Below are 22,997 nucleotides of genomic sequence, written 5' to 3' on the forward strand. Positions count from 1 at the left end.
AAGCCGGGAAGCTCTCCTACTGAAAGCAACAAACAAAAGCATCGGGCCGTAGCCCGATGCTTTTTCTGTATTTATTTTACCGCGCGAACTTCTCCGACCGGCGAAAGCCGCGTTGACGGCCCGCCTCATAGAACAGCACCGTCGATGCGCACGCCACATTAAACGAAGAGGCAAACGAGTCCGCCGCCATGGGGATGGTGGCGAGTACGTCGCACGCGCCGCGCAAGCGGCTGCAAAGGCCCTCCGTCTCGTTTCCAATCATAAAAAGCGTCGGGCGGCAAAGCTCCAGCTCGTCGATATTTTTCTCGCGGTGGGACGTGGTGCCCACCACCTGAAAGCCCGGGTACCGCTTCCGCAGGCACTCAATCCAGCGGAGCACGGCCTCATTTTCCGCAACCGGCACGGTGGGAATCCGAAAAAACGAGCCCATCGTCGAGACAATTACATCCGGGTCGTAGGGGTCTACGCCGTGCCCGGTCAACACCAGGCCCTCCACCCCCAAGCCGTCGCAGGAGCGGATGAGCGTGCCCAGGTTGCCCCGGTTGGAGGGGCGGTCAAACAAGGCCAGCAGCGGCGCTTCGCTGAGGCGGAAGGCCTCTGGCCCGCTCCGGCGCATGCGTACAACCGCCATCAGCTCCGAAGTGTCCGATTTACCGCTGAGCGCATCCATCAGTTCGTTTGTCAGCTCATAATGCAGCGCGCAGGGCACCTTTTGCAGCTTATCCTGCGCCCAGCCGGAGAGCGGGCGTTCAAACGAGTAGAGGAATGCGGCAAATTCCCAGCCGCAGGCGGCAGCCTCATTGAGGTTGCGCACACCCTCTACAAAAAATTCACCATAACGGTGCCGTTTGTTACGGTTGGTTTTAAGCACCTCGAATTTTTGATAATCCGCATTGCGGGAAAAAATGCGCTGTTTTTTGATTGCTTTCATGATTGATCCTTTACTTGATTACTTTACCCATTGGAAAGCCGCCTCAATAGCCGATTTTCTTTAACAGATCGTCCAGCTCCGCCTTATCCGCGGAGGACCCGGTGGTATAAACAAAGGTATTGTCTATGCGCACCAGGGTGTGGACCGTATCGCCCACCGAGCACACGTAGCGGCAGTAGCTGTCGGACTCTACCACCGTCTGCACAGACGGGTCGTTGCCGGCGATTCCCTCCTTAATGGTATTATAAAAGCTATAGGAATCTTCCTTGCTGTCAAACCCCAGGTAAAAAACCTGGTTTGTGCCGCTGTTTGTACAGACATAATAGGTTCTGACCCCCTGTGTCCCCGCTGCGGAGCTGCTTTTATCCTCAACCGTAAAGCCCAACTCCTCCGCCGCGCCTTTGAAGGCCTCGGCGGTAACCGGCGTACGGACCGAGCAGGCAGCAAGGCCCAGCACCAGTGCCAGGCAGGCGAACATGCTGAAAACCAGACGCTTTTTTCTCAAGACAAACCACTCCTAATTTATAAAATAGGCTCGATCCGGAGAACACTCTCCGGCAGGCCATTCCGGCAGCCGCACACAAAACCGCGGGCCGATCCGGGCAAAAGAAGGGATAACCGGCGCGGCAAGCCGCCCGGGGTTCAACGCCTTTCGGGTCCTCCCGTTAAACCTGAACCGCCACGCCGGGAAAATGACCGGTCCGGGCCGCCCGGACGAGGATCCTCGCTCCGGCAGGGAATTCCTTTGCACGAAAGGCAACATCTTTCATGTACCTATAGTCTACCACTTTCATGCAGAAATGTCATTTTTTATTTAAATCTTTCTATCCCCCGGCACTCAGCTTATATGCCCCGAAAGCCCAAAAACGCCAGGGAGATGAGCCCAATGGCCAACAGCATCAACGGCGTCCCCCGGAACGCCTCCGGCACGCCGCGGCGGCGGCTGTTGGCAAGCAGCTCCCGCAAAACAACCGAGGCAGCCAAAAAGCTGAGCCCGGTCCCCAGCGCGAAGCCCAGAGCAGCCAGCGTCCCCGCCGCCAGGCTGCTTTGATAGAACGGCAGCGACAGCACCACGCAGTTGATGGCCGCAGGGGACAGCACCGGCGAAACCCTTCTGTAAAAGGAGGGACGGAAGCGCCGCAGCAGGGCAGCGGCGGCGGCGTAGAGCAAGGCGCAGAGCAGCGCGAACACCGCCGGGCGGAAAAGACCCGGCAGCGGCGTGAACTCCAGCAGCGGGTTGACGAGCACGGAGAGCTCCATCACTGCCGCTCCGAACAGGGTGACAAACAGCGCATACCAACGCGTCAGGCCCGGGCGGCGGGCCGCCCGCATGGCCCTGCTGAGCCCGGCTCCCCCGGTAAAGAGGACATTTTCAGCGCCCAGCGCCAAAAACGCAAACAGCGGGATATCCATCCAATTCATAGCCGGGGCGCCTCCTTCCCGGCCTGCCGGCGGCGAACGCGGGCCGCGCGCTCCTCACGGCGCAGGTTGATGTGCTGCGCCATGGCCGCCAGAAAGCCCACCAGCAGAAAACCAAAAAACGGCGCCAGCGTACTTTTTCCCGTGACGCCGAAAAAGGAGGCGCCCTTGTCGTTCCACACACCGCCCAAGCGGATAAACTCACGTATTGCGGCAGTCAGGCACATCATCAGGCAGTAGCCCAAAGCGCAGCCGGCGGCATCCGCCGCCACCTCGCGCCCGCTGTGCCCGGGCGCATACTCTGTAAGGCGGGAGAGCATCATGGAATTGCACACCATCAGGCCGGCAAATATCCCCAGCTCATTGACCGCGCCCGGAAAAATAAGCTCCATCAGGCCGGCGGCGGGCAGGTACAGCACCGCGCTGCAGGCCAATACCGCGGCCGGGCGCAGCCACAGCGGGATCCTGCCGCCCACGCAGCAAAACAGCACCGCCGCCGGCGGTATCAGAACCGCCAGCATCACGGAAAGCTCCAGGGCGTTTTTGAGCGTGTGGCAGGCCGCTGCCACCGGGTAAAGCCCCAGCAGCGCAATCAGCAGCGGGTTTTCAAAAAGAATCCGATGCGCAAAGATCTGCCGGGCCCTGCGGCCGGACGTTCCGCCCTTTTCCGGCTCCCTTCCGGCGTTTTCCATACAGTGTCCCCCCTTTTTTCGTTGGCGTTACTTTCCGGCGGCGAGGTCCTCCTCGCGCAGGCGCGCCCATTTTTCATAGACGCGGTAGACGTTCTCCGCCTTAGCGCCCGCGCCAAACTCACACTGGGCAATGCAGCCGCCGTCGGCCCACAGCTTACTGTAGACCTCCTCGACAGCCGCGTCGATGTCCGCCAGCGTTCCCTCCGGCAGCATGTGCTGGCGGTCGATTTCGCCCCAGAAGGTGATCTTGCCGCGGAAGGGCGCCAGCTTATCCACACCCATACAGAAAATCTGTGAGTTGATGGCATCCAGGCCCATATCGATCAGGCGCGGGAACAGGTCCAGCGTATAGCCGTCGGAATGCATAAAGGTCTTCTTGCCGTATTTTTTCGCAATATCGATATAGTCCTGATACATCGGGCGGAAGATCTCATCCCAAAGGCGCGGATTGATCAGCAGGCTCTTCTGCGAGCCCCAATCGTCGATGAACTGGATGCCGTCCACATCCGTCTGCGCCCATTTTTCCACATGGCGGCAGTAAAAGTCGTGCATCCGCGCAAGGAACTCCAGCAGCTTCGGCGGCGGGTCCATCAGGTCCATGTACAGCTCCTCCGTGGTGCGGATAAACTGCAGCTGCTCAAACGGGCGCGGGCAGCAGCCCGCCAGTACAAAGCGGTCCGTGCCTCGGCAGAACGCGTTGACCTCGTTTACATCGAAGGTGAGCAGCTCCTCGGGAATGTGCACCCTGCCGGCGTCGCTCCAATCCTCCTGGGTAACAAGCGGCTGCTTGACCTCGCCGATAATGCCCTTCGCCACATTATCGAACATACAGCCCCACTCATCGACGAAGGTCCCCACCTCGTAGGGGTTCCCCTGCACCGGCGGGTATTTCTCCAGCCGGGCCGGGGCCCCGATGATGTCGGGCGGGAAATCGCGGTCAATCTGCGCGACGGCATCGCCGTAATGATCCGTGGCCCAGGGCAGCGTCCACTGCTGCCGCGGCACACGGCCGCTGGTGTTGCGAAACTCCAGGGTCGCCCTGACCAGCTCTCTGGGTGTTAATTCTGTTTTTCCTTCCATCCTTTTAACTCCTCCAACTTTTTTTGCCGTTTGTACAGCGAACCTATCCGCCTCCCGCCGGAGCACACCAGCCGGTCCAGACTGGGAACCAGCGCGTTGGCCAGCAGTATGGCGAAGCAGGCGCTCTGTTCATAAGCGCCGAACATACGCATGAGCATGAGCATGAGGCCGGCGCCCGCCCCATAGAGCCAGCGTCCGCCCCGGGTACGCGGGGAGGTAACGGGGTCTGCCGCCATAAAGATGCCGCAATATAATAAAGAGCCGGTCAGCAGCTCATAGCTCACCGAGGTCAGCGGGCTGCACGCAATGCGCGGAAACAGCGCCGCATAAAGGGCCGATGCCAGCAGCATGGAGACGGGCGTCTCCCAGTTGATGATGCGGCGGGAGCAGAGAAAAACCGCCCCGGCAACCAGCACCAGCGCCGCCGTAGTCCCCATCGGACCGGGAGCATGGCCCCACAGCAGCTCAAGCGGCGGCTGCGGCGGCTTCAGGCCTGCCGCCATCATTGCCGAGGGCGCCTGCAGGACCGCGCCGTGCACGTCCTCAAACAGCGGATAACCGCCCGGCGGCGGCGCGATATATTGAAAAACCTTGTCGGGGCTGCAAACGGTAACAAACGCAACGCCCGCGGCAGCAGGGTTGAAGAGCGTCCGCCCCAGGCCGCCAAAGGGCGCCTTTGCCGCCAGGATGGCAAACAGCCCCGCCGTCACCGGCAGCCAATACGGCGCCGAGGGAGGAAGCAGCAGGCAGACGGTAACCGCCGTCACACAGCCGCTGGCCTCCTGGGGGAAAAACCCCCGCCTGCCAATCACATTGCACACGCATTCCGCGGCAAAACAAACCGCGACGGTCGCCAGGCACAGCAGAAGCGGGCGCAGCCCGTAATAGGCGGCGGACACTACCAGCAGAGCTGCCTGGGCAAGCAGAACATTGCCCATCATGGAGGCCACTGTGGCCTCCTTTCTCAGGTAGGGGATTCTCGGCCCTACTGTGCTCATTCCGCCTCAGCCTCCTTCCGATCCGGCTTTTCCGCGCCAACGGCGGCAGCCGCTTCCTGCACCGCCGCGGAGGGGTCCAGCGCAGCCGGACAGGCAGCCGAGCAAGCGCCGCAGCCAACACAGCGATCCGCCCTGCACAAACGTGCCAGCGCCTTGCGTGTGTCCTGCGAGGGCTGGCAGACCACCCAGGGGCGCACCCCCACCGGGCAAGCCCTTTCACAACGCCCGCAGCCGATGCAGATGGGGTACCCGGGCTTGGACAGCCTGCGAAAAACCGAGATACAGCGGGTCGTCTGCGTGACGGGCTCGGCGCGGTCCCACAGGCGCCCCCTGACGCAATCCCCCAGGTAAATGCTACCCGAGCCGCTCCAGCCGCAGGCCCGCAGAATGGACAGCACGTCCGAGCCCACGGGCACTTCCAAAAAGGAGGGGCGCTCAACGGCATCACCGGAAACCTCCACCACCGCCGTCAGCTGGAACATCCCACGCCGGACGCGGCCCAGCGCGGCCACCGCCTGTACCCCCAGCAGCACACAGGCCCTTTCCTCCCGCTCAAGCTGCCGGCGAAGCAGCATGCACGCCGGGTAACGCCCGCGGGCGAAGGTCCATTCCAGTTCGAGCTCCGTCTCCGCATACGCTTTTTTCAGTGCGCGGTCCCCGGTAAACATCATGCAGCGGGGAATCCGCGCCAGCTCCTGCGCCAGGCGAATACCGGCCGCCACATCCTGCGCCATGCCTGCGGCAACCGCATCCCCAGCCCCTTCCCGGACGCTGTCGCCCACGCAGCACACCACCAGCACATCGGCCTTCTCTTCCAGCTTCTCCGTCAACAGCCGCCCGTCGAGCTCATCCACAATCCCCGCGGCAGCGACCAGCTCCCACGCGCGGCCCTCATCCCAGCGCAGCTTTTTCCCCGGCTCAGCGCGCGTATGGCCGGAGCAGCCGGACGCCGCGGGCTCTATCACCACGCACAGCGGCGCCCGCTCACCCGGCAGCCGGCGCAATTCCCGCACGACCCCTGCCAGGGACGCGCGGACGATATTGCCGCCAGGCAGGCGCGCCAGCTCCTGCCCCCGCCTGACGCTGTCGCCCGGCGATGCCATACATTGAGCCGGGTCCTCAATGCCCGGAAGCGGCAGGGTTACCGTCTCGGGCGCGGAAAAGGGCCGGATTTCCCCCCGGGCCCTTTTTTTTCCGGGATCCACGGCGATGCCGTCCATGCAGTGGCCCAGCAAGTACAAGCCCCGCATAAACTCAGCCTTCCTTCCTCCGAGGAGCCCGTCCCTCATATTGGGCGGCAACCGTCTTGAGCGCCCGGATTGCCTCGCCGGCATCCGCGGCCTTGAATACGCCCGTTCCCGCCACGCAGATATCTACGCCTGCTGCTGCGGCCTGGGCAATGGTTTCCTCATTGACGCCGCCGTCAATTTCAATCAGCACGGATTTATTCTCCGCCAGCAGCCTGCCGCGCAGCAGGCGGACCTTGTCCATCATGTCCGCCATAAAGCTCTGGCCGCCAAAGCCGGGCTCCACCGTCATAATCAGCACCATATCGACTAAATCGAGATAGGGGTACACGCGCTCCACCGGCGTCGCGGGTTTGACAGCCAAGGCCGGATGCACGCCGCAGGCCCGAATCAGCTCCGCCGTATGGGCAGGGTCCCCAGTAGCCTCCAGGTGAAAGGAAATCCAATCAGCGCCCGCCTCGGCAAAGCGCTGCACATATTTCGCCGGCTCCTGAATCATCAAATGCACATCAAACGGCGTTTCCGCATAAGGCCGCGCCGCCTTGACCACCGGAAGGCCGAAGGAAAGGTTCGGCACAAACAGGCCGTCCATAATATCCAGGTGGATATAATCGGCCCCTCCCTGTTCCATCCGCCGGGTTTCCGGCCCAAAATTTGCAAAATCCGACGCCAGCATCGAAGGCGCTATTTTCATGGTTTTATCCCCCTTGCTTTATCCGCTCCCGCGGCTTGCCCCCACCCGCAGCGAGGGCCACGGGCAATGGTTTTATTATAACAGCTTCCCCCCGCGTTTTCAATTGCAAAAACGCCCGCGCCGCCGCCCTTTCTCCAAAGAGCCGCGGTGCGGGCTATCTATAATAAAGCGGTTCCGGCAATATTGCCCCGCATTCCATTCTATGCGCCGGCGCCGGTTTGGTCCCGAAAAATCATCCGCACGCCGCCCCGGCATAAAAAAAGGCCGGCGTTTCCCGCCGGTCTCTTCGACGCCGTGCCAAGCCGGGCCCGGCGGCCCCTACAGCCACTGCCCCAGCACCGCAAACGCCGGCATTGTCAGCACAGAGAGCAACGTGCTCATTGCCACCGACTTCCCGGCCGTCTCCGTGTCCCCCTGGAACATCGCCGCGAACAAAACAGCGTTGGCGCCGCAGGGGGCCGCCGCCAGAACCAGCACCGTGGTTGCCGCCATGCTCTCGGGCCGGATGAGCCAAAGCAGCAGAAACAGCAAGGCCGGAACCGCCAGCAGGCGCCAAAAGCAAACCTTATAGACGTCCAGGTCGGCAATTAGATCCCGCCAACGCACCTTGGCAATGTAGCCGCCGATGACCAGCATAGCCAGGGGCGTATTGACCGCGGCCAGCGCGCTCACCGGCATCTCCAGCACCACGGGGAGGCGGACGCCCAGCATGAACAGCGGCAGCCCCGCCGCCAGCCCTATCAGCCCGGGGTTCAGCAGCGCCTTTTTCAGGTTCATGCTTCGTGCCCCCAGCATTCCCACGCCGTGGGTCCAGACCAAGATATTATATGCCACCACAAACACCGATGCATACGCTGCGCCGGTGTCGCCCAAAATCGCCTGCGCCAGCGGAAGCCCCATAAACCCGCAGTTGGAATAGATGGTGCAAAAACGCATCATGCGCTTTTTCTTTTCCTCCGCCCGGCGAAATAAAAGCGGGCACAGCACAATCGCCAGGCCCATGGAGACAAAAGAAAGGCCGCCTGCCAAAAGCAGCTGGCCCAGGTCCACAATCCCCATCGTATTTTGCAGCGAATTTACAATCAGGCACGGCGTTACCACATAAAACAGGATATTGGTAAGCTGCAGCGTCCCCTCTTCCTTCAGCGCGCCCGCCCTGGCACAGCCGTACCCCACGGCGATCATGATAAAAAGAACGATTACCTTTTCCGCCACAACGGCGGCCGATTCCATCATTCTTCGCGGCCGTCCTTTTCATCTCCGGCGGCAGGCGGTTCCGCGTCCCCGCGCGCAGGAGGAAGGGAACCCGCGCCCCAATCCTCCAGGCTGTCCTCCGGCAGCTCCTGCTGCCGGCCTTTCGCCTTGTTTCGCTTCATCTCCCGGTAATAGGCCACACAGGCCGCCGCCAATGCGCACAGCGCCAGCGCGCGCAGCACCCAGGGCCAAACCCCGGCGAACAGGTCGACCGGGAGCAGGATGTCCGCTATCCACCAACCGGCCAGAATCAGAAAAAACGCGCCCAACAGGTAAAAAACCTTGTTCTCCCGCCCGAAGCGGAAGATCAGCAGAAGGCCAACCACCAGCCATAAGCCCGCAAATACATAATCCATTTTAACGCCACCATATCTCTGCTAAATTTCACTGCGCACGGTCCGCCCGCTTGCAATGCTATTGTGCCCGGGAATATGAGTGTAGTATACGTCAAGCGGCCTGTGGCTGTCAAGCAAACGCCGGTTTTTAAGCACAGAACTTACGGGGGCAGCCCTCTTTCAGGCGTGCAGGCGCCTTTGCGGTGTGCCGCCCTGTAGCCTCCGCCCGGCGGCGGGCCTGAAACGCCGCGCGCACACGCTCCCTGTGCAGCACGACAAGCCCACAGCCCAGCACAACTGCGGCCAGCGCTGCCTGAAGCAGCAGGTAGGCCGGCGATCCGCCGCCGCCCAGCAGAATAACGGCGGCCTGGAATGCCGGCAAAGCGCACAGGGCCCTGCCCTCCACCTTTCTGGGGCGGTAGTATACCGCCAGCGCCGCAACGCCTGCTAAAATTGCCACACACAACAGGATATTCATAAAATTTCCCCCAATCGATTAATCCGCCAAAAACAGCCGGCCGCTGTCCGTTTCGTTCCGGCTGTGTCTGTGCCGGCGTTCCGTCCCCGGTTTGTCCTTTTACCCTTGCCGTATACCGCCGGATGCCGGAGCGCCTGTTCAAACAAAGATTCAAACAACCCGTTCTCTTGTTCTGAAAATATCGTTCATTTGTTCTTTGCGCATTTATAATAACACATATGTTCTGCTTTGGCAAGCCCTATTTTCAATAATTTTCCTCCTTTTTAACAAACGGGCCTCTCGCAGGCGCGCTTGACGGTGAACACTTAGCCGGCAGCGGCGGGCGACGGGGCCGCAAAAAGGGCGCCGAAGCCTGTTCGCTTCAGCGCCCTTTTCAGGTTTCCCCGCCCGTTCCGCACAGGGAAAATATTTTCTTTCATAAGCCCTACAGCATCGGGAATGTCAGCTTACCCGCCTACCGGAACGGTTGAACCTGCCGCGCCCGCTTTATTGCGCCGCTTCGATGCGCGCTTACCCCAGAATATAAATATTCATATTGCGAACGCCGATTTGCGCGCATTCGCTCAGGGTATCATAATACAGGTCGCATACAATCGTGCCCCGCATACAGGCCCCGCCGGTGTCGGCAGCTACGGCGTAGCCGTAGACGATGCGCCCGTCCGGGGAACAGATATAGAGCTTCGTGCCATAGGGGATGACGTTGGGGTTGACGGCGACGCGGCCGAAAGCAGCCGGGACGCCTGTTGAGCAATAGCCGCCGCCCGTATAGGCGGAGCATTTTCCGGTAATGACCTTGCTATAGGAGACCGGGTTGCCGTTCTGGTCGATCAGCGTACCGTTGCCGCCGACCACCGCCTGGCCCGCCACACGCGGCTTTGTCCCCACGCGCACAACCTCGGCGGCTGGTTCCTGTGTCACCTCATTGCTGAGCTCCTCTGTGTCCACGCACACGCCGTCCACCCATTTTTCACGGGTAACGATGGTACGCACGCCCTCCCGGCCCTCGGTCTCCACCTTTGTGACGCCCTTAGTCAGGTTGGGATCCTCTTTTTTTACGGTCTCATATGCCACTGCCTCGGTGGTGGTAACCTCCTGGTAGGAAACGCGCTGCACCGTTACCTGCATGCCGTTGACCAGCACGGCATCCGGCGCGGGGGTTGCGATATCCTCTTCGCCCAGCGTAACCCCGGCGGCTTTCAAGGCATCGGCCACGGTTCCGTCCGGCGCCACCACGGTTTTTTGCGTGCCGTCGAACAGCACCGTGACATCATGGTAGCGTTTGACGGCAATGGTCTCGTTTCCGGTAAGGATATTGGTCTTTCCGGGCGTAACCGTGTCAAACCTCGTCAGGGAAACGCCCGCATCGCTCAGCGCCCCGGCGACCGTGTCGCCGTAATGCGCCGTGACCCGCACCTCTTTGCCGTCGGCTGAAACCGTGGTGGAGAGGGCGCTGCGCACCTGGATGGAAACAGCGGCCCCGTCCTCGCCAAAGGAGACCAGGTCCCCGTCCGAAACCTCATAGCCGTTCTGTGCCAGAATGGCGCGGGCATCGTCCTCGCTTTCGCAGGCCATTGTGATCATGCTGGAGCTCGTCTCGCCGTCCACCGTGATGTTTACCTGCCGGGCAGCAGCCATAACGGTAATGACCGGGCTGATGGTAAACACCACCATAGCCACTAAAACCGCCAGCGTTTTCTGCCAGCTCCTGCTCATATTGTTTTTCATTGCGTTGCACAATGAAAATTCGTTTGTGTTCTTCATAAATCGCTTCACCTTTTTCTTAATTGACGCACCAAGCAAAAAACAGGGGCCTCACCTTCGGCCTTCCCGTTCTGCATAACCGGTGCGCAATGGATTGGGTTTTGCTGACGATGGTTATTATATTCACTTTTTCTCCAAGCGTCAAATTGCCTTTCAGGCCTTATTTGTGCACTTTTTATAAATGCGACATTTTATTATTTCTTTTTAAGAATAATAAAACCTGAAAATTCCAATTTACCCCCTTTTTTTAAAGGAGTTCCCCTCTTGTCTTCTGTGCAAAATGCAAGAAAATCAACGGTTACAAACTTGTTACAATCATTACAACTCTGTTTACTTCTGAAAACCGCTGTAAAAATATACTATTTCTATTGCCGGCACACCGCGCAAATTCCTGTAAATACCAGGGATAACACCTAAATCTTAACATTGTTCAGGATTTGTCGAACATTAATATTTATGCATTTATATTATAAAGCTTTTCCAGAAGCTTCCAATATTTTTTGCGGAAAGAGTATCATTTTTCTTCCATATATTTCCTTTATGGGTGCTGCCCGGTTCCGTAAAAAACCTTTTTATCCATAAAGCACTCTTTCTTTGAAGGCCAAAATAGGCCCTCCGGTTTATACCGGAGGGCCTATTTTTTACAATTCAAATGGTAACAGCACTGTGCCAGGGGCTGACGGCTATGCTGGGCGGGTTGAACGGTCAGGCCCTTTTAACCGGTTGGCGGATCACCGTTTTCAACCGTTCCGGAGCGCAGCGCCTGGGGTCGCTGAGATAGATTTCATGGTGGCGGCGGCAGCCGTCCAGGTCAAGCGCGCAGCCGTTTTCCACGGCAAACCGGCCCAGCGCGGCAATGGTGGCGGGCTCGTTGTCATAGGGGCCCAGGTGCATACACTGCACACAGAGGCCCTCCTCATAGGTAAAGTATTTTACAGCAGAAAAATCCTTTTTCTTTTTCTCCGCCGCCTCGTGTACGGCCCAGTCAAACACCTCCGGTGTGACAAAGTCCGGCAGGCGGATCATGGACACCCATTCAAAATTTTCCTTGCGCGTATAATCAATGCCGCTAACGCCCGGCTGACGCCAAAGCCCTTCCAGCGGCGGTACCACATAGTCGAAGTAGCCCTCAATGGCACGGTTGCCCAGCTTGCTCATCTTAACGGTAAACGCCACGCCATACAGCAAGCCCAGGGCTTCTTGATAGGCGCCGCCCTCCACATTGGGGTCGCCCTTGCCCTGCACCGCCGCAAAACGCATTGCCGGGACCTCTACCAGCGCGGGCTTTTTGGGCGGCAGGTAAAGCCCCTTATATTCCTTTTTATAATCGAACGCCATTCTTTTCTCCTCACCTTTCCTTAGAAGCTTGCAGCCTTTTCTTGTGCCCGGGCCTAATGCGGGCCCGCTGGCGCAAACGCATTGCCGCTCCGGGCGCCGCCGCTATTCACCCGGCGTTCCTGTGCGCTTTTATTTTAGCACAGCAGCGGGGAATTGTCACGGCGCCCCTTGCGCCTGCATGGGCCCTTGCACCCGCGTGGGCCCTTGCGCTTTAAAAATAGAAAATGGGGATTGACAGCGCCGCCGGTTTCTGTTAAACTATAGCCATGCTAGTTCGCTACTTATGTAACTAACTAATTAAGAAAGGAGGCCTCCGCTAATGAAGATTAACCCAAGCAGTGAAAAACCAATCTTCATGCAAATCGCCGGGCAGCTGGAAGATTCCATTTTTACCGGCGTGTTTCAGGAGGAGCAGCAAATCCCCTCCACCAATGAAATCTCCGTTTTATTCAACATTAACCCCCACACCGTACTCAAGGGGATGAACATGCTTGTTGACGAGGACATTATTTATAAGAAAAGGGGCCTGGGTATGTTTGTAAAAACAGGCGCGGTGGAGAAAATCCGCGCCAAGCGCAAAAACCAGTTTTACGACCAGTACATTGCCGCGCTTATCAGCGAGGCAAATAAACTGCAAATGACAAAGGAGCAAATTATTCAATTGATTGAAAGAGGGTATGAAGATGGACGCGATTCAGATCAGTAACGTCACCAAGCGTTACCGCGACACCCTTGCGCTGGAGGGCATTTCCTTCCGCTTTGAGGCTGGTAGAATCTATGGCCTGCTGGGGCGCAACGGCGCGGGAAAATCCACGCTTATCAATATTATTGCCAACCGGATATTTGCCACGGACGGCTGTGTCACCATCGATGGCGAACCGGTGTGTGAAAACGATCGGGTACAGGAAAAGCTCTACTGCATGAGCGAGGCCGACCTTTACCCGGCGGGTATGCGGGTGAAGGATATTTTTAAATGGACCGGCAGCTTTTACGGCTGTTTTGACCTGGAAAAGGCCCATAAATTGGCCGAGGCCTATGAGCTGAACGTCAACAAAAAGGTCCGTGCCCTTTCTACAGGCTACAAGTCTATTTTCAAGCTGATTACCGCCCTTTGCCTCGACGTCCCCTACGTCATTTTCGACGAGCCCGTGCTGGGCCTCGATGCCAACCACCGCGAGCTCTTTTACAGGCTGCTGCTGGAAAGCTACCAGGAAAAGCCGCGCACCATCATCATTGCCACCCACCTCATTGAGGAGGTCGCCAACCTCATTGAAGAGGTCGTCATCATCGACCGGGGGCGCATTTTATTGCAGGATTCCGTAGAGCGCCTGATGGCCACGGGCTACAGCATCGCCGGCAGCCAGGCGGACGTGGACACCTACTGCGCCGGGGAGCAGGTGTTTGGCTGCGACCTGCTGGGCGGCATGAAAATTGCCTACCTCATGGGCGGGGTCCGGGAGGAAAAGCTCCACGCCGGCCTGCACGTCTCCGCCATGAACCTGCAAAAGCTCTTTGTAAAGCTTACCGAAAAGGAGGTCTCTTCCCATGAAGCTTAACGCCATGATACGCTACCAATGCCGTTCCGCCGTAAAGCCGCTGTGCATCTTCTACGGCATCCTCTACAGCCTTATGCTGTTCGGCGTCATCCTCGCCGGTATTGCCGGCGGCGGAGACATATCCACAAACGGTGCGGAGCTTAGCTGCTTTGTCTACCTGTGCTTCTTCGGCAGCCTGAGCTTCAGCGAGGATTTCAAATACTTTCTGCAAAACGGCTTTACACGCCGGCGCATTTACGCCAGTACACTCTGCACGTTCGCCCTCGTCTCTTTCTTCATGAGCGTGTTTGACACACTCATGTCCACACTGCTGGGCCTGAGCGGCAGCTACGTTTCCCTCTTTACCACGCTTTACGGCGGCGGGCAAAACATACTGGCCCATTGGCTGTGGATGCTGCTCGCCTATCTGTTCTTTTGCGGCATTTCTTTTGCGGCGGCGGTGCTGAAAAACCGTATTGGCAAAACGCTTTTTATTCTTCTGCTCATCACGCTGGGCATTCTGCTCTTTGTCCTGCTGCCAATCCTTGCCGTCAACGTCCTTCCGGCAGAGGTTACCAGCGGCCTTTTCCATTTCTTTGCCAGGCTGCTGGGCTTCGGGCCCAACCGCACCCTGCAGCTCTGGGCGCCCATGCTGACCTTTCTGGCTGCCACCGCCGTTTTCTCCGGCTTTTCCTACCTGCTTATGCGCAGGGCGGAATTAAAATAAAACCATATCGCTATGTACCGGCGCGGGCTTGCCCGCCCGGTATTTTTTACCCCTGCCCGGCCCGGGCCCGTTCATTTTAACGGAGAAAAGCCCGCTCCGGGAGCGCCGCGCCCAGCAGCCTGAGAAGGCCCGGTATCCACCTATATATATTAGAAAAGGGCGGCAGCCATCCGGTCCTTGATTAAACAAGCACAGGCGCCGGTTTAGGCATAACAAACAAACTCCCGGGCTGTCTGGAACAGCCTGGGAGTTTTAAGCTTATTTTTGATTACCAGGGCTCTTCGGCAGCAGCCCGCGCCTTGCCGCCACCGCGTCGCACAGGCCGCTCCATTGGCAGTCGCCGCACACGGCGTGCCGCCGCCCTGCGAACACAATCTCTGTCCGCACCCTTGCGCTGAAATCCAGCCAGGGAAGCTCCTCCCCGGCATGAAGCCTGCAAAGCGCCAATACCCGCCGGTCGTAATTAGACGCCTTTTCCTTATCCGTACACACGCCCTCCCGGTTGTTCGGGCAGCAGCCGCACAGCTCGTCCGCGCCTTCCGCCAACCGGATAACCGGGTTTTGCCTCAGCTGTGCCAAAACATCCGCCATATGCCTCACAAAGCCGCCGCTGTAGCCCTTTCCCTCAAAGAAAAGGCTGCATAGGCCGTGGTGCGGCCTGATCTCATACCGCATCGCGCGCATGCCGGTTACAGCGCATGCTCACGGTCCAGCTTCAGCAGCTTTGCCACGCGCCGGCTGATAACCGCGGCCAGCACCAGCTTGGCGGCATCCGGAATAATAAAAGGCACCACGCACATGCTCATCACGCTGATAAAGCCGCCAAAGCCCACGTTGGACGTATAGAGGAACATGAACCACAGCGTACCAAAAAAGTAGCACACCAGCATCCCCAGGCCCTCAAACAGCATAAAGCGCCCCGTGTTTTTCTTCCAGATGGGTTCCGTCAGCCACATGGTCAGCGCAGAGAATAAAAAGCCGATAATATAGCCGCCGGTATTTCCGAACAGGATTCCCACGCCGCCGCTGAAGCCGGCAAACACAGGCAGGCCAACTGCGCCCATGAGGATATAAATACCGATGGCGACAGTCGCCGAACGGCCGCCCAGCAGGCCGATGGTCACGAAAACCGCAAAGGTCTGCATCGTAAAGGGAATGGCAAAGGGAATGGAGATCCACGAGCAGACAGCCATCAGGGCTACGCATGCGGCAATCCCGGTCAGCTTTTTGGTGTTCATATGCATGGTACAGCACTCCTTTTATTTGATCTGGATTTATCATATAACAATCCCGGAAATCTGTCAATAAAGGCCCATTCAAGGCGTTCCCGTCTTTCCGGCAGCGGCATAGCCGTTTTCCTAAAGGGGAACCAAAACCGCCGTACAGCAAGCTGCGGCCCGGAACTGTTTTTATTTTGTCTCTCGCTGTCCTGCTCGATCCGTCAAAAAAGATTACGCGCCTTGGTAAAATTGCCTGCTGTAAATTTATTTTAAAATTTAGTGAATTATTTACACATCTCGTATTAAGATTTAAGCGAAAAAATAATTTAAAAAGCACTTGAAAAATATAAAAAACTGGAATATAATGGAAATTAACAGGTATTGTTTTTAAGTATACTTATAGTTATGAATAGTTTTATGGCTAAAAGTCCCCTTTTTAGGGGGCTTTTTTTATTTTTCCCTTCCATAAATTGATGTGACTAAAAGTATACTTTTAAACCGCATTACCATGTCGGAATTTCTACTCATATTAGAAGCATCAATTGTGGAAGGTGAAAAGTATGAAACGAAAGAAAACGCTGAACAAACTGGCAGCGTTGCTGCTGTCCGCTGTCATGGCGCTGTCGTTGAACACAGCTGTACTGGCAGCAGAAACCAACCGTCATGCCGCTATTGATAAAACGGCGGCGGAGCTGAAAGACGGCCGTACAGATGTTACCCTGGCTATTGGCGCCGGCTCGGAGAAGACCAGCTCCGACGTCGTCTTTGTACTGGACAAGTCCACCAGCGTAGAGGTCAAGGATGCCGCGCTCGCTATGCTGGACGAGCTAATGACGCGGGCCGGCGAAAACCGCATCAAGGTCGGCGTAGTCGAATTTAACAAAACCGCTGACAACGAGGGCTTCGTCCTGCCGCTGACCAGCTTGAACCCCGATAGCTATGCCCAGGTTGAAGCCATCTTTAAAAACGAGCTGAAGAGCGGCACCAACATCGATGCCGGCATAAGGGCGGGCGCCGCTATGTTGGCCGCCGACACCTCCGTTGACAACAGCAGCAAGCACCTGGTGCTGGTTACGGACGGCGTCACCTATATGTGGGGCGACACCCCCACCACCGTTTTCAACGAGGTAAGCCCGGATAATATTTCCAGGATTTGGTCTTCTCCCTCTGTGTGCGGATTTTACCCCATTGGCAAGGACGCCGCTCCATACGCCAACGCCGGCCAATGGATGGCTGACAATGCCGCCGCACTGGAAAAGGTTATTGAGAACTATCAGCAGCCCTACGGCGAATACCAGGAAGGCGCCCCCTATATTACCTTAGGCAGTCCCTATACCTGCTGCGATGCCGCAATTTACATGGCCGGAAAAGCCTGGCAGAACGCCGTAGATGCAGGCTACCAATGCTATGCCTATGCAGACCCCCGCTATGCGGACGAATACCCGTGGGCGCCGGGCTTTATCAGCAGTCTCTGCACTATCGGCGGCGTCTCCGGCATGGTTCCGGCAGACACCGCGGGCATGTTCGACCAGGTCAAGAGCCGTATACTCTACACCATTCAAAACGGTATGGTCACCGATGTGATTGGCAGCAGCTTTGACCTGGACAGCCTTTCTTCCCTGCGTATGTCCGTGGGGGATACGGCTTTGACTGGCACGGTAGATGAAGCCGCCGGTACCGTGGTATTTACAAACGGCGGGGACCGCTATACCGTGACCTGCACTAAGGACGAAAGCGGACAGGAAGTCCTTGCCTGGGCCATAGACGCCCCGGTTGTTTCCGGCGTGCCTATTTCACTCACTTACACCCTGAAGCTGTCTGAAAAAGAGACTGAGCCTGGCACGTATACAGTTCCTACCAACGAAAGCGCTGTTCTGGATTACACCAGCACAGACGGTGAAAAGGGCCGGGAGGTCTTCCCTGTGCCTACCGTAAGCTATACAGTAGCCGGCGGCGAGGCAAGCGGCGCCCCGGAGAACCCCTCCAATCCTGAAACCGGCAGCGGTAGCCCGCTCCTCTGGGGCCTGCTTGTAATACTGGTCTTCAGCGGTTCCTGCGGCGCCATCTTCTTCCTCGGGAAAAAGAAGCCGGCATAACCCCAGCGCCCGCCGGCAGGCCTGTACACCGGCAGAGGCATCGTCTCGTTTACAAGTTCTAACCTTCTCAATCCCCCAACGGAAGCTTTTTCCGTTGGGGGATCTTTATTGCCGCTTTCATGTGCAGGCCCTTGATGATACTCGGTAAATAAAAAGCTTCAGAAGCCCCTGTGCCGTTCTTCATTGACACAGGGGCTTCTGAAAAAAGCAGCCAGTCTCCCGGCATTCTGTTCTCAAAGTGCTTCCTACCCTTTCAGGCCCTCCTCCTGCCGCTGCATGTTTTCCACGACTACATCGTAAATTTCCCCCAGTGAGGCGCAATACTCCAGCACCTTCCAAGGGACATTGGTGTGAAAGTGCAGCTTGAGCAGGTTTTCATCGCCCACGGCAAGCAGGCAATCGCCCGGAATATTGGCGGTAATATAATCATGCACCGCATCCTCCGAGAGGCTTTCCCCCTCCAGCAGCAGCTGTGTGTCAAATTTGTACTCCAGCATCTTAGCAACTCCTTCTGTTCTGAAAATTCTTTCATCTCTCTGCCTTGTCAGCGGATAAAATTCGTCGGCGTGACCGGCTCCGGCCGCGGAGTTTCGACCCCGGCCCGGCGTCCGGCCTCCAGGCAGCGCAGCGTCCAGGCCATATTGCGCGCCAGGGTCCGCATCGTTTGCAGCCCCTCCAGGTCCTGCTCCACATCCTCGGGGACAGCGCCATGCACCTGGTTCCAATACTGTGAACCGACCACCAGCATATTCAGCATAAGGTAGTGCTGGTTCAGCTCCGCAAAGGCCATGGTAGCGCCGCCGCGCCGGCATGAAACCACCGTTGCCGCCGGCTTATACATCAGCTTTCTCCCATGCGCATAAAAAAGCCGGTTCATAAAGGACACCAGCGCGCCGCTTGCACCTGAATAATAGACCGGCGTGCCAAAGACAAAGCCGTCCGCCGTCTCCGCAAGCCGGGCAAACACATTCACCCGGTCGTCAAAAACACAACGGCCCAGCCCGGCGCACCGGTTACAGGCGATGCACGGCTGCATGCTCTTACCCAGCCAGAAGATCTCCGCCTCAGCATCCTCCCGGGCAAACTGCGCCTGCAGCTCCTCCAGCGCACGGTTGGTGCAGCCCTGTTCGTGGGGGCTGCCGTTCACTAATAATACCTTCATTTTTTACACCTCCATGTAGTCGTCCAATGCCCCGCTCAGAGCGGGGGTCCCGGCGCGAGGCATACCCCCGGCGGACGCCCGAAAGCGTTTACCCGCAGCCCGGGCCCGCGGCAGCCTCCCGCATAATCTGACGGTCTACCCGAAGCCTGATAAAGACGGATACTCCCCCTGTGAGCATCTGTGCCAGCGGCACGGCAAGCCAGACGCCGAGCAGCCCCAGCGCGGGCAGCCGCGGCAGCGTAAGCAGCAGGACGAGAATGGCCGCGGGTTCGGCATATACCAGAATATAGGATAACACACTTTTTTCAGTCGCGTACAAAAAAGCTGTCGTAATTCGGACATAAAACAGAAATATAAGCGCCAACAAATAGAGCGGCAGGTAGAGAGCGACGCTTTCACAGGTCTGCACGGACGCGCCGAAAAGTATGCCGACATCCCTCCGCAGCAGGAAAAAGCCCGCCATGCAGGCGGCGGCAATGGCCCCGCCCGTCAAGTAGGCCAGTTTGCGCATCTGCCTCATAACCGGCAGGTTTCCCTCGCTGTAAAAGCGGCTGATCAGCGGCTGGCTTCCGTCGCCCACTCCCTGTAAAAGAAGATAGGTAATAGCGGTAATATATGCGATGCAGCCATATACCGCGACGGACTGTTCCCCGCCGTAGCGCAGCAAGAAGCGGTTCATTAAAATTGTTGTAATCTGCGGCGAAAACGTAAGCCCAAACGGCGCCGCGGCGACCTTTAGGATCGCCCCGAAAAAGCCGGCCAGCTGCCGCCCGCGTGGGACGGCGAACCCGATTTTCTTTTTTACAAGATAGAAAACCGTCAGAAGCATGGTCGCCGCCTGCCCGGCGATGGTCGCCCAGGCCGCGCCGGCCATGCCCAGCCCATATACCCACACAAACAGATAATCCAGCCCGATATTAGTCACAAACCCGGCAATCATCGCCCACATGGCAAAGCCGGCGCCGCCCAAATTGCGGATAAACGGCACCAACCCGGTCGCAAAGGCCTGAAACACGGCGCCCAGCGCAATCACCCAGATATAATCGGCCGTCAGCCGGAGGAGCTCCCCCTCCGCCCCAAGCAGCCGCAGCAGCGGGGAAAGCGCGGCAAAAATCCCCCCTGTGAGCAGTATGCTGATGAGCGCAAGCAGCAGCACGGTGCTGGAAAAGCACGCCCGCGCCTCATTCTCCCTTTTCTGCCCGCGGAGGATTGTGAACCGGATGGCGCCGGATAACCCGGCCCCTGTCCCGGCAGCCTGAATAAAAGCGGCAATTGGAAACCCTAGGTTAATTGCAGCCAGGCCGCTGTCCCCCAGGCTGTTCCCTACAAAAAAGCCGTCTACAATAGTGTAAACCCCCGAAAGGGCAAAGGCCATGACGGACGGGGCAACATCACGAAAAAACATCCGGCGCTCAGACATCTTCCTCAGCCCCTCCTTTGCGGAACAGTTCGATAAATAAAGCGAGGCCGTCATTCATGCTTTTAATCTTTTCCGGGCCCATCTGATCCATCACATACAGCTCCAGCCCGTGCAGCCTCGACATGATCTCGCCGGCATACCGTTTGCCGTTCGGGGTAAGGTAAATCTGCTTACTGCGCTTATCCGCCGCGGCGGGCGCCAGCTCAATGTAGCCCCCGGCCTCAAAATCCTTCAGCGCCGCGCTCACCGTTTGCTTGGGAATCAGCCACTGCCGGCAGATCTGCTTCTGTGTGCAGCCCTCCTGCCCCTCATAAAGAGAATACAGGATTAAAAGGCCATTCAGGGACAGGCCCTGTTCCTTTGCCCACTCCTCATACACGGCATTGCTCTCGCGCCAGAGTAAATAATAGCGCTGAAGCTGTTCCATCCTCTCTGCTTTCATGCGTTCTTTCCTCCAAAGCCGGTTGAAATAGTCCAAAAATAGACGATTTTAATATTAGTCTATTACAGGACTTTTGTCAAGCTTCTAATTTACACAAAACAAACACGGTGAGAAAGCCGCACAAATAAGCTGTTTCGCCGGCCCGCCTGGGCGCTTCCGGGCCCCTCGGGCAAAGAACATAAAACAATTGACCTTTTTTTCGGAATCATTATAATAAAAGGGGCTGTTTTACAGCCAAATAAATTTAATGGTTTAGGATGGATGCGCATATGTACTCGCTTCTGTTGGTTATGATTTACCTGGCCTTTATTAGCCTTGGCCTGCCGGACTCGCTCATCGGCTCCGCTTGGCCGGTCATGCACGCCGAGCTGGGGGTGCCGGTTTCGTTTGCCGGCATTGTGACCATGATTATTGCCTGCGGCACCATTGTCTCCAGCCTGCTCTCCGACCGGCTGACCCGGCGGCTGGGCGCCGGGCCCGTCACCGCCGTCAGTGTGCTGATGACCGCCGCCGCGTTGTTCGGCTTTTCCGTTTCCCACTCCTTTTGGCTCCTGTGCCTGTGGGCCGTGCCGTACGGCCTCGGGGCAGGCGCCGTGGATGCCGCGCTGAACAATTATGTAGCCCTGCACTATGCCTCCCGCCACATGAGCTGGCTGCACTGTTTTTGGGGCGTGGGCGCGGCCGTCAGCCCCTATATTATGGGGTACAGCCTGGCCGGCGGATATGGCTGGAACAGCGGCTACCGCACCGTTTCCATTGTACAGCTGATTCTCACCGCGGCCCTTTTCATCAGCCTGCCGCTTTGGAAGCGCAAGGATGCAGAAAAAGCGCAGGAGGAGGTGCGCGCCGTGCCGCTGAGCCTGTCTCAGGCGGTGAAAATCAAGGGGGTCCCCCTAATTTTGGTGACTTTTTTCGCATATTGCGCCCTGGAGCAAACAACCGGGCTCTGGGCCAGCAGCTATTTGGTGCAGGGCCGCGGCATCCATGCCGACACCGCCGCCAGCTTCGCATCGCTGTTCTTCCTCGGCATTACCTTCGGACGTTTTCTCTGCGGCTTTTTTGCCGAGAAGCTGGGAGATAAGCGATTGATCCGCATCGGCATCTTCACCGCTATGGTTGGGGCCGTCCTCATTGGGCTGCCGGTTCCCTTCGACGGCCTGGCGCTGGCGGGGCTAATCACCATTGGCCTTGGCTGCGCGCCGATTTACCCCTCCATCATCCATTCCACCCCCTTTAATTTCGGCAAGGAAAATTCTCAGTCCATCATTGGTATTCAGATGGCGTGCGCCTATGTCGGCACCACGCTGATGCCGCCGCTCTTCGGCTGGCTGGCATCCGTCGCCGGCATCGGGCTGTACCCGTTTTATCTGCTCCTCTTTGCAGTGCTGATGCTGGTGATGTCGGAGCGGCTGAACCGCGCCGTCGCGAAGTAAAATATTCCACCCCGCACCGTGAACCGGCTATGCGGCGCGAGGGCCAACATGAAAGCGGACGTGCCTTTGCCGCTCGAAAAAATAAAGGCCGAAATTGCGGGGGCACAAGGCGGGTAAATTGCAGTATAAACCCACTCCTATTTGTATAATTTTCATTCATTATACAAACAGGAGTTTTTCGTGCATAAAAGACCGCCTCCATCCCTTGGATAGAAGCATAAATGGCGCACGACACCTAAAGCCGCGGCGGCACAATAAGCCTTCCCCCATGCCGGGCATGAGAAAAATCCCCCGCAAACAGCGTTTGCGGGGGATTCCAATTTGAAAAAATTATCTCTTGGAGAACTGAGGCGCGCGACGGGCGGCCTTGAGGCCGTATTTCTTACGTTCCTTCATTCTCGGGTCACGGGTCAGCAGGCCCGCCTTCTTCAGAATGGGACGGAGGTTCTCGGTATCGTATTGCAGCAGCGCGCGCGCAATACCGTGGCGGATGGCGCCGGCCTGGCCGGTGACGCCGCCGCCGCTTACACGGCAGACAATGTCGAACTTTTCGTCTGTGCCGGTGAGCTTCAGCGGCTGACGGACGATCAGCTTCAGTGTCTCCAGGCCGAAATAATCGTCGATGGAACGGTCGTTGATGGTAATCTTACCGCTTCCCTGGTAAACCCTTACGCGGGCGACAGAGCTTTTTCTTCTGCCGGTGCCGTAGAAATAAGGCGCTTTCTCGTACATAAA

General features: G+C 57.8%; 25 protein-coding genes. 5 read left to right on the plus strand and 20 right to left on the minus strand.

Features of this window, described 5'->3' with window-relative positions; all coding sequences use genetic code 11:
- Nucleotides 1–76 precede the first annotated feature (76 nt).
- The 13 genes from DPQ25_RS08255 to DPQ25_RS08315 form a co-directional block, all read right to left on the minus strand.
- A complete protein-coding gene (locus tag DPQ25_RS08255) occupies nucleotides 77–931 on the minus strand; it encodes a TrmH family RNA methyltransferase (protein ID WP_112332694.1) in 855 nt (284 codons plus the stop codon).
- Nucleotides 932–974: 43 nt separating this feature from the next.
- Nucleotides 975–1,436, minus strand: a complete 462-nt coding sequence (locus DPQ25_RS08260) for a hypothetical protein (RefSeq protein WP_112332695.1) — start codon at nucleotides 1,434–1,436, stop codon at nucleotides 975–977.
- Between the two features lie 338 nt (nucleotides 1,437–1,774).
- A complete protein-coding gene (locus DPQ25_RS08265; RefSeq protein WP_112332696.1) occupies nucleotides 1,775–2,353 on the minus strand; it encodes an Rnf-Nqr domain containing protein in 579 nt (192 codons plus the stop codon).
- Nucleotides 2,350–3,042, minus strand: coding sequence for an Rnf-Nqr domain containing protein (locus DPQ25_RS08270; RefSeq protein ID WP_112332697.1), 693 nt, complete (start codon nucleotides 3,040–3,042; stop codon nucleotides 2,350–2,352). The genes DPQ25_RS08265 and DPQ25_RS08270 overlap by 4 nt, the downstream gene beginning before the upstream one ends.
- Nucleotides 3,043–3,069: 27 nt before the next feature.
- Nucleotides 3,070–4,122 (minus strand): uroporphyrinogen decarboxylase family protein, encoded by a 1,053-nt coding sequence (locus DPQ25_RS08275; protein ID WP_112332698.1) that lies wholly within the window; start codon nucleotides 4,120–4,122, stop codon nucleotides 3,070–3,072.
- Entirely contained in the window at nucleotides 4,101–5,120 is a 1,020-nt protein-coding gene (locus tag DPQ25_RS08280; protein ID WP_112332699.1) for an RnfABCDGE type electron transport complex subunit D, read from the minus strand. The genes DPQ25_RS08275 and DPQ25_RS08280 overlap by 22 nt, the downstream gene beginning before the upstream one ends.
- Nucleotides 5,117–6,370 carry a 4Fe-4S dicluster domain-containing protein gene (locus DPQ25_RS08285; RefSeq protein ID WP_177576950.1) on the minus strand — a complete coding sequence of 418 codons (1,254 nt, stop codon included), beginning with the start codon at nucleotides 6,368–6,370 and terminating at the stop codon, nucleotides 5,117–5,119. Before DPQ25_RS08285 ends, DPQ25_RS08280 begins: the two co-directional genes overlap by 4 nt.
- A gap of 4 nt (nucleotides 6,371–6,374) precedes the next feature.
- Complete coding sequence (rpe, locus tag DPQ25_RS08290) at nucleotides 6,375–7,061, minus strand: ribulose-phosphate 3-epimerase (RefSeq protein ID WP_112332701.1); 687 nt, start codon at nucleotides 7,059–7,061, stop codon at nucleotides 6,375–6,377.
- Nucleotides 7,062–7,379: 318 nt separating this feature from the next.
- Nucleotides 7,380–8,297, minus strand: coding sequence for an AEC family transporter (locus tag DPQ25_RS08295; protein ID WP_112332702.1), 918 nt, complete (start codon nucleotides 8,295–8,297; stop codon nucleotides 7,380–7,382).
- Complete coding sequence (locus DPQ25_RS08300; protein WP_112332703.1) at nucleotides 8,294–8,671, minus strand: hypothetical protein; 378 nt, start codon at nucleotides 8,669–8,671, stop codon at nucleotides 8,294–8,296. The genes DPQ25_RS08295 and DPQ25_RS08300 overlap by 4 nt, the downstream gene beginning before the upstream one ends.
- A gap of 127 nt (nucleotides 8,672–8,798) precedes the next feature.
- Entirely contained in the window at nucleotides 8,799–9,128 is a 330-nt protein-coding gene (locus tag DPQ25_RS08305; protein ID WP_112332704.1) for a hypothetical protein, read from the minus strand.
- Nucleotides 9,129–9,638: 510 nt separating this feature from the next.
- Nucleotides 9,639–10,889 (minus strand): 3D domain-containing protein, encoded by a 1,251-nt coding sequence (locus DPQ25_RS08310; protein ID WP_112332705.1) that lies wholly within the window; start codon nucleotides 10,887–10,889, stop codon nucleotides 9,639–9,641.
- Between the two features lie 705 nt (nucleotides 10,890–11,594).
- Entirely contained in the window at nucleotides 11,595–12,227 is a 633-nt protein-coding gene (locus DPQ25_RS08315; RefSeq protein WP_112332706.1) for a GyrI-like domain-containing protein, read from the minus strand.
- A gap of 319 nt (nucleotides 12,228–12,546) precedes the next feature.
- Between DPQ25_RS08315 and DPQ25_RS08320 the strand changes: the two genes are divergently transcribed.
- Genes DPQ25_RS08320 through DPQ25_RS08330 form a run of 3 tightly spaced genes read left to right on the plus strand, consistent with a single transcriptional unit; the run spans nucleotide 12,547 to nucleotide 14,489 of the window.
- A complete protein-coding gene (locus DPQ25_RS08320; RefSeq protein ID WP_112332707.1) occupies nucleotides 12,547–12,933 on the plus strand; it encodes a GntR family transcriptional regulator in 387 nt (128 codons plus the stop codon).
- The gene (locus tag DPQ25_RS08325) at nucleotides 12,911–13,783 is read left to right on the plus strand and encodes an ABC transporter ATP-binding protein (RefSeq protein WP_112332708.1); all 873 of its coding nucleotides are present in this window, start codon (nucleotides 12,911–12,913) and stop codon (nucleotides 13,781–13,783) included. The genes DPQ25_RS08320 and DPQ25_RS08325 overlap by 23 nt, the downstream gene beginning before the upstream one ends.
- Nucleotides 13,773–14,489, plus strand: a complete 717-nt coding sequence (locus DPQ25_RS08330; RefSeq protein ID WP_112332709.1) for a hypothetical protein — start codon at nucleotides 13,773–13,775, stop codon at nucleotides 14,487–14,489. Before DPQ25_RS08325 ends, DPQ25_RS08330 begins: the two co-directional genes overlap by 11 nt.
- Nucleotides 14,490–14,747: 258 nt before the next feature.
- On the opposite strand, the gene DPQ25_RS08340 is transcribed toward DPQ25_RS08330, so the two are convergent.
- Entirely contained in the window at nucleotides 14,748–15,164 is a 417-nt protein-coding gene (locus tag DPQ25_RS08340) for a DUF1284 domain-containing protein (protein WP_177576951.1), read from the minus strand.
- Between the two features lie 14 nt (nucleotides 15,165–15,178).
- Nucleotides 15,179–15,733, minus strand: a complete 555-nt coding sequence (locus DPQ25_RS08345; RefSeq protein ID WP_242978265.1) for a biotin transporter BioY — start codon at nucleotides 15,731–15,733, stop codon at nucleotides 15,179–15,181.
- Nucleotides 15,734–16,269: 536 nt separating this feature from the next.
- On the opposite strand from DPQ25_RS08345, the gene DPQ25_RS08350 reads away from it, so the two are divergent.
- Nucleotides 16,270–17,805, plus strand: a complete 1,536-nt coding sequence (locus DPQ25_RS08350; protein ID WP_112332712.1) for a vWA domain-containing protein — start codon at nucleotides 16,270–16,272, stop codon at nucleotides 17,803–17,805.
- A 245-nt stretch (nucleotides 17,806–18,050) separates the two neighbouring features.
- On the opposite strand, the gene DPQ25_RS08355 is transcribed toward DPQ25_RS08350, so the two are convergent.
- The 4 genes from DPQ25_RS08355 to DPQ25_RS08370 all read right to left on the minus strand — a co-directional run bounded on the left by DPQ25_RS08355 (nucleotide 18,051) and on the right by DPQ25_RS08370 (nucleotide 20,829).
- Entirely contained in the window at nucleotides 18,051–18,302 is a 252-nt protein-coding gene (locus DPQ25_RS08355) for a kinase to dihydroxyacetone kinase (RefSeq protein ID WP_112332713.1), read from the minus strand.
- 47 nt (nucleotides 18,303–18,349) lie between these two features.
- Entirely contained in the window at nucleotides 18,350–18,967 is a 618-nt protein-coding gene (locus tag DPQ25_RS08360) for a flavodoxin family protein (protein ID WP_112332714.1), read from the minus strand.
- Nucleotides 18,968–19,055: 88 nt separating this feature from the next.
- Entirely contained in the window at nucleotides 19,056–20,387 is a 1,332-nt protein-coding gene (locus DPQ25_RS08365) for an MATE family efflux transporter (RefSeq protein WP_112332715.1), read from the minus strand.
- The gene (locus tag DPQ25_RS08370; protein WP_242978266.1) at nucleotides 20,380–20,829 is read right to left on the minus strand and encodes a MarR family winged helix-turn-helix transcriptional regulator; all 450 of its coding nucleotides are present in this window, start codon (nucleotides 20,827–20,829) and stop codon (nucleotides 20,380–20,382) included. The genes DPQ25_RS08365 and DPQ25_RS08370 overlap by 8 nt, the downstream gene beginning before the upstream one ends.
- Before the next feature lie 269 nt (nucleotides 20,830–21,098).
- Here DPQ25_RS08370 and DPQ25_RS08375 point away from each other — a divergent pair, with 269 nt between their 5' ends.
- Nucleotides 21,099–22,262: an MFS transporter gene (locus DPQ25_RS08375; protein ID WP_112332716.1), complete on the plus strand. Its 1,164-nt coding sequence runs from the start codon at nucleotides 21,099–21,101 to the stop codon at nucleotides 22,260–22,262.
- A 330-nt stretch (nucleotides 22,263–22,592) separates the two neighbouring features.
- Here DPQ25_RS08375 and rpsI read toward each other — a convergent pair whose 3' ends face one another.
- The gene (rpsI, locus tag DPQ25_RS08380) at nucleotides 22,593–22,994 is read right to left on the minus strand and encodes a 30S ribosomal protein S9 (RefSeq protein WP_112332717.1); all 402 of its coding nucleotides are present in this window, start codon (nucleotides 22,992–22,994) and stop codon (nucleotides 22,593–22,595) included.
- Nucleotides 22,995–22,997: the final 3 nt, after the last annotated feature.

The organism is Hydrogeniiclostridium mannosilyticum (assembly GCF_003268275.1).
Classification (GTDB): Bacteria; Bacillota; Clostridia; order Oscillospirales; family Acutalibacteraceae; genus Hydrogeniiclostridium; species Hydrogeniiclostridium mannosilyticum.

Coding starts and splice junctions, on each gene's coding strand:
- DPQ25_RS08255 (WP_112332694.1), bottom strand. CDS start 931: ATGAAAGCAATCAAAAAACAGCGCATTTTTTCCCGCAATGCGGATTAT.
- DPQ25_RS08265 (WP_112332696.1), bottom strand. CDS start 2,353: ATGAATTGGATGGATATCCCGCTGTTTGCGTTTTTGGCGCTGGGCGCT.
- DPQ25_RS08270 (WP_112332697.1), bottom strand. CDS start 3,042: ATGGAAAACGCCGGAAGGGAGCCGGAAAAGGGCGGAACGTCCGGCCGC.
- DPQ25_RS08275 (WP_112332698.1), bottom strand. CDS start 4,122: ATGGAAGGAAAAACAGAATTAACACCCAGAGAGCTGGTCAGGGCGACC.
- DPQ25_RS08280 (WP_112332699.1), bottom strand. CDS start 5,120: ATGAGCACAGTAGGGCCGAGAATCCCCTACCTGAGAAAGGAGGCCACA.
- DPQ25_RS08285 (WP_177576950.1), bottom strand. CDS start 6,370: ATGCGGGGCTTGTACTTGCTGGGCCACTGCATGGACGGCATCGCCGTG.
- rpe (WP_112332701.1), bottom strand. CDS start 7,061: ATGAAAATAGCGCCTTCGATGCTGGCGTCGGATTTTGCAAATTTTGGG.
- DPQ25_RS08295 (WP_112332702.1), bottom strand. CDS start 8,297: ATGATGGAATCGGCCGCCGTTGTGGCGGAAAAGGTAATCGTTCTTTTT.
- DPQ25_RS08300 (WP_112332703.1), bottom strand. CDS start 8,671: ATGGATTATGTATTTGCGGGCTTATGGCTGGTGGTTGGCCTTCTGCTG.
- DPQ25_RS08305 (WP_112332704.1), bottom strand. CDS start 9,128: ATGAATATCCTGTTGTGTGTGGCAATTTTAGCAGGCGTTGCGGCGCTG.
- DPQ25_RS08310 (WP_112332705.1), bottom strand. CDS start 10,889: ATGAAGAACACAAACGAATTTTCATTGTGCAACGCAATGAAAAACAAT.
- DPQ25_RS08315 (WP_112332706.1), bottom strand. CDS start 12,227: ATGGCGTTCGATTATAAAAAGGAATATAAGGGGCTTTACCTGCCGCCC.
- DPQ25_RS08320 (WP_112332707.1), top strand. CDS start 12,547: ATGAAGATTAACCCAAGCAGTGAAAAACCAATCTTCATGCAAATCGCC.
- DPQ25_RS08325 (WP_112332708.1), top strand. CDS start 12,911: ATGGACGCGATTCAGATCAGTAACGTCACCAAGCGTTACCGCGACACC.
- DPQ25_RS08330 (WP_112332709.1), top strand. CDS start 13,773: ATGAAGCTTAACGCCATGATACGCTACCAATGCCGTTCCGCCGTAAAG.
- DPQ25_RS08340 (WP_177576951.1), bottom strand. CDS start 15,164: ATGCGGTATGAGATCAGGCCGCACCACGGCCTATGCAGCCTTTTCTTT.
- DPQ25_RS08345 (WP_242978265.1), bottom strand. CDS start 15,733: ATGCATATGAACACCAAAAAGCTGACCGGGATTGCCGCATGCGTAGCC.
- DPQ25_RS08350 (WP_112332712.1), top strand. CDS start 16,270: ATGAAACGAAAGAAAACGCTGAACAAACTGGCAGCGTTGCTGCTGTCC.
- DPQ25_RS08355 (WP_112332713.1), bottom strand. CDS start 18,302: ATGCTGGAGTACAAATTTGACACACAGCTGCTGCTGGAGGGGGAAAGC.
- DPQ25_RS08360 (WP_112332714.1), bottom strand. CDS start 18,967: ATGAAGGTATTATTAGTGAACGGCAGCCCCCACGAACAGGGCTGCACC.
- DPQ25_RS08365 (WP_112332715.1), bottom strand. CDS start 20,387: ATGTCTGAGCGCCGGATGTTTTTTCGTGATGTTGCCCCGTCCGTCATG.
- DPQ25_RS08370 (WP_242978266.1), bottom strand. CDS start 20,829: ATGAAAGCAGAGAGGATGGAACAGCTTCAGCGCTATTATTTACTCTGG.
- DPQ25_RS08375 (WP_112332716.1), top strand. CDS start 21,099: ATGTACTCGCTTCTGTTGGTTATGATTTACCTGGCCTTTATTAGCCTT.
- rpsI (WP_112332717.1), bottom strand. CDS start 22,994: ATGTACGAGAAAGCGCCTTATTTCTACGGCACCGGCAGAAGAAAAAGC.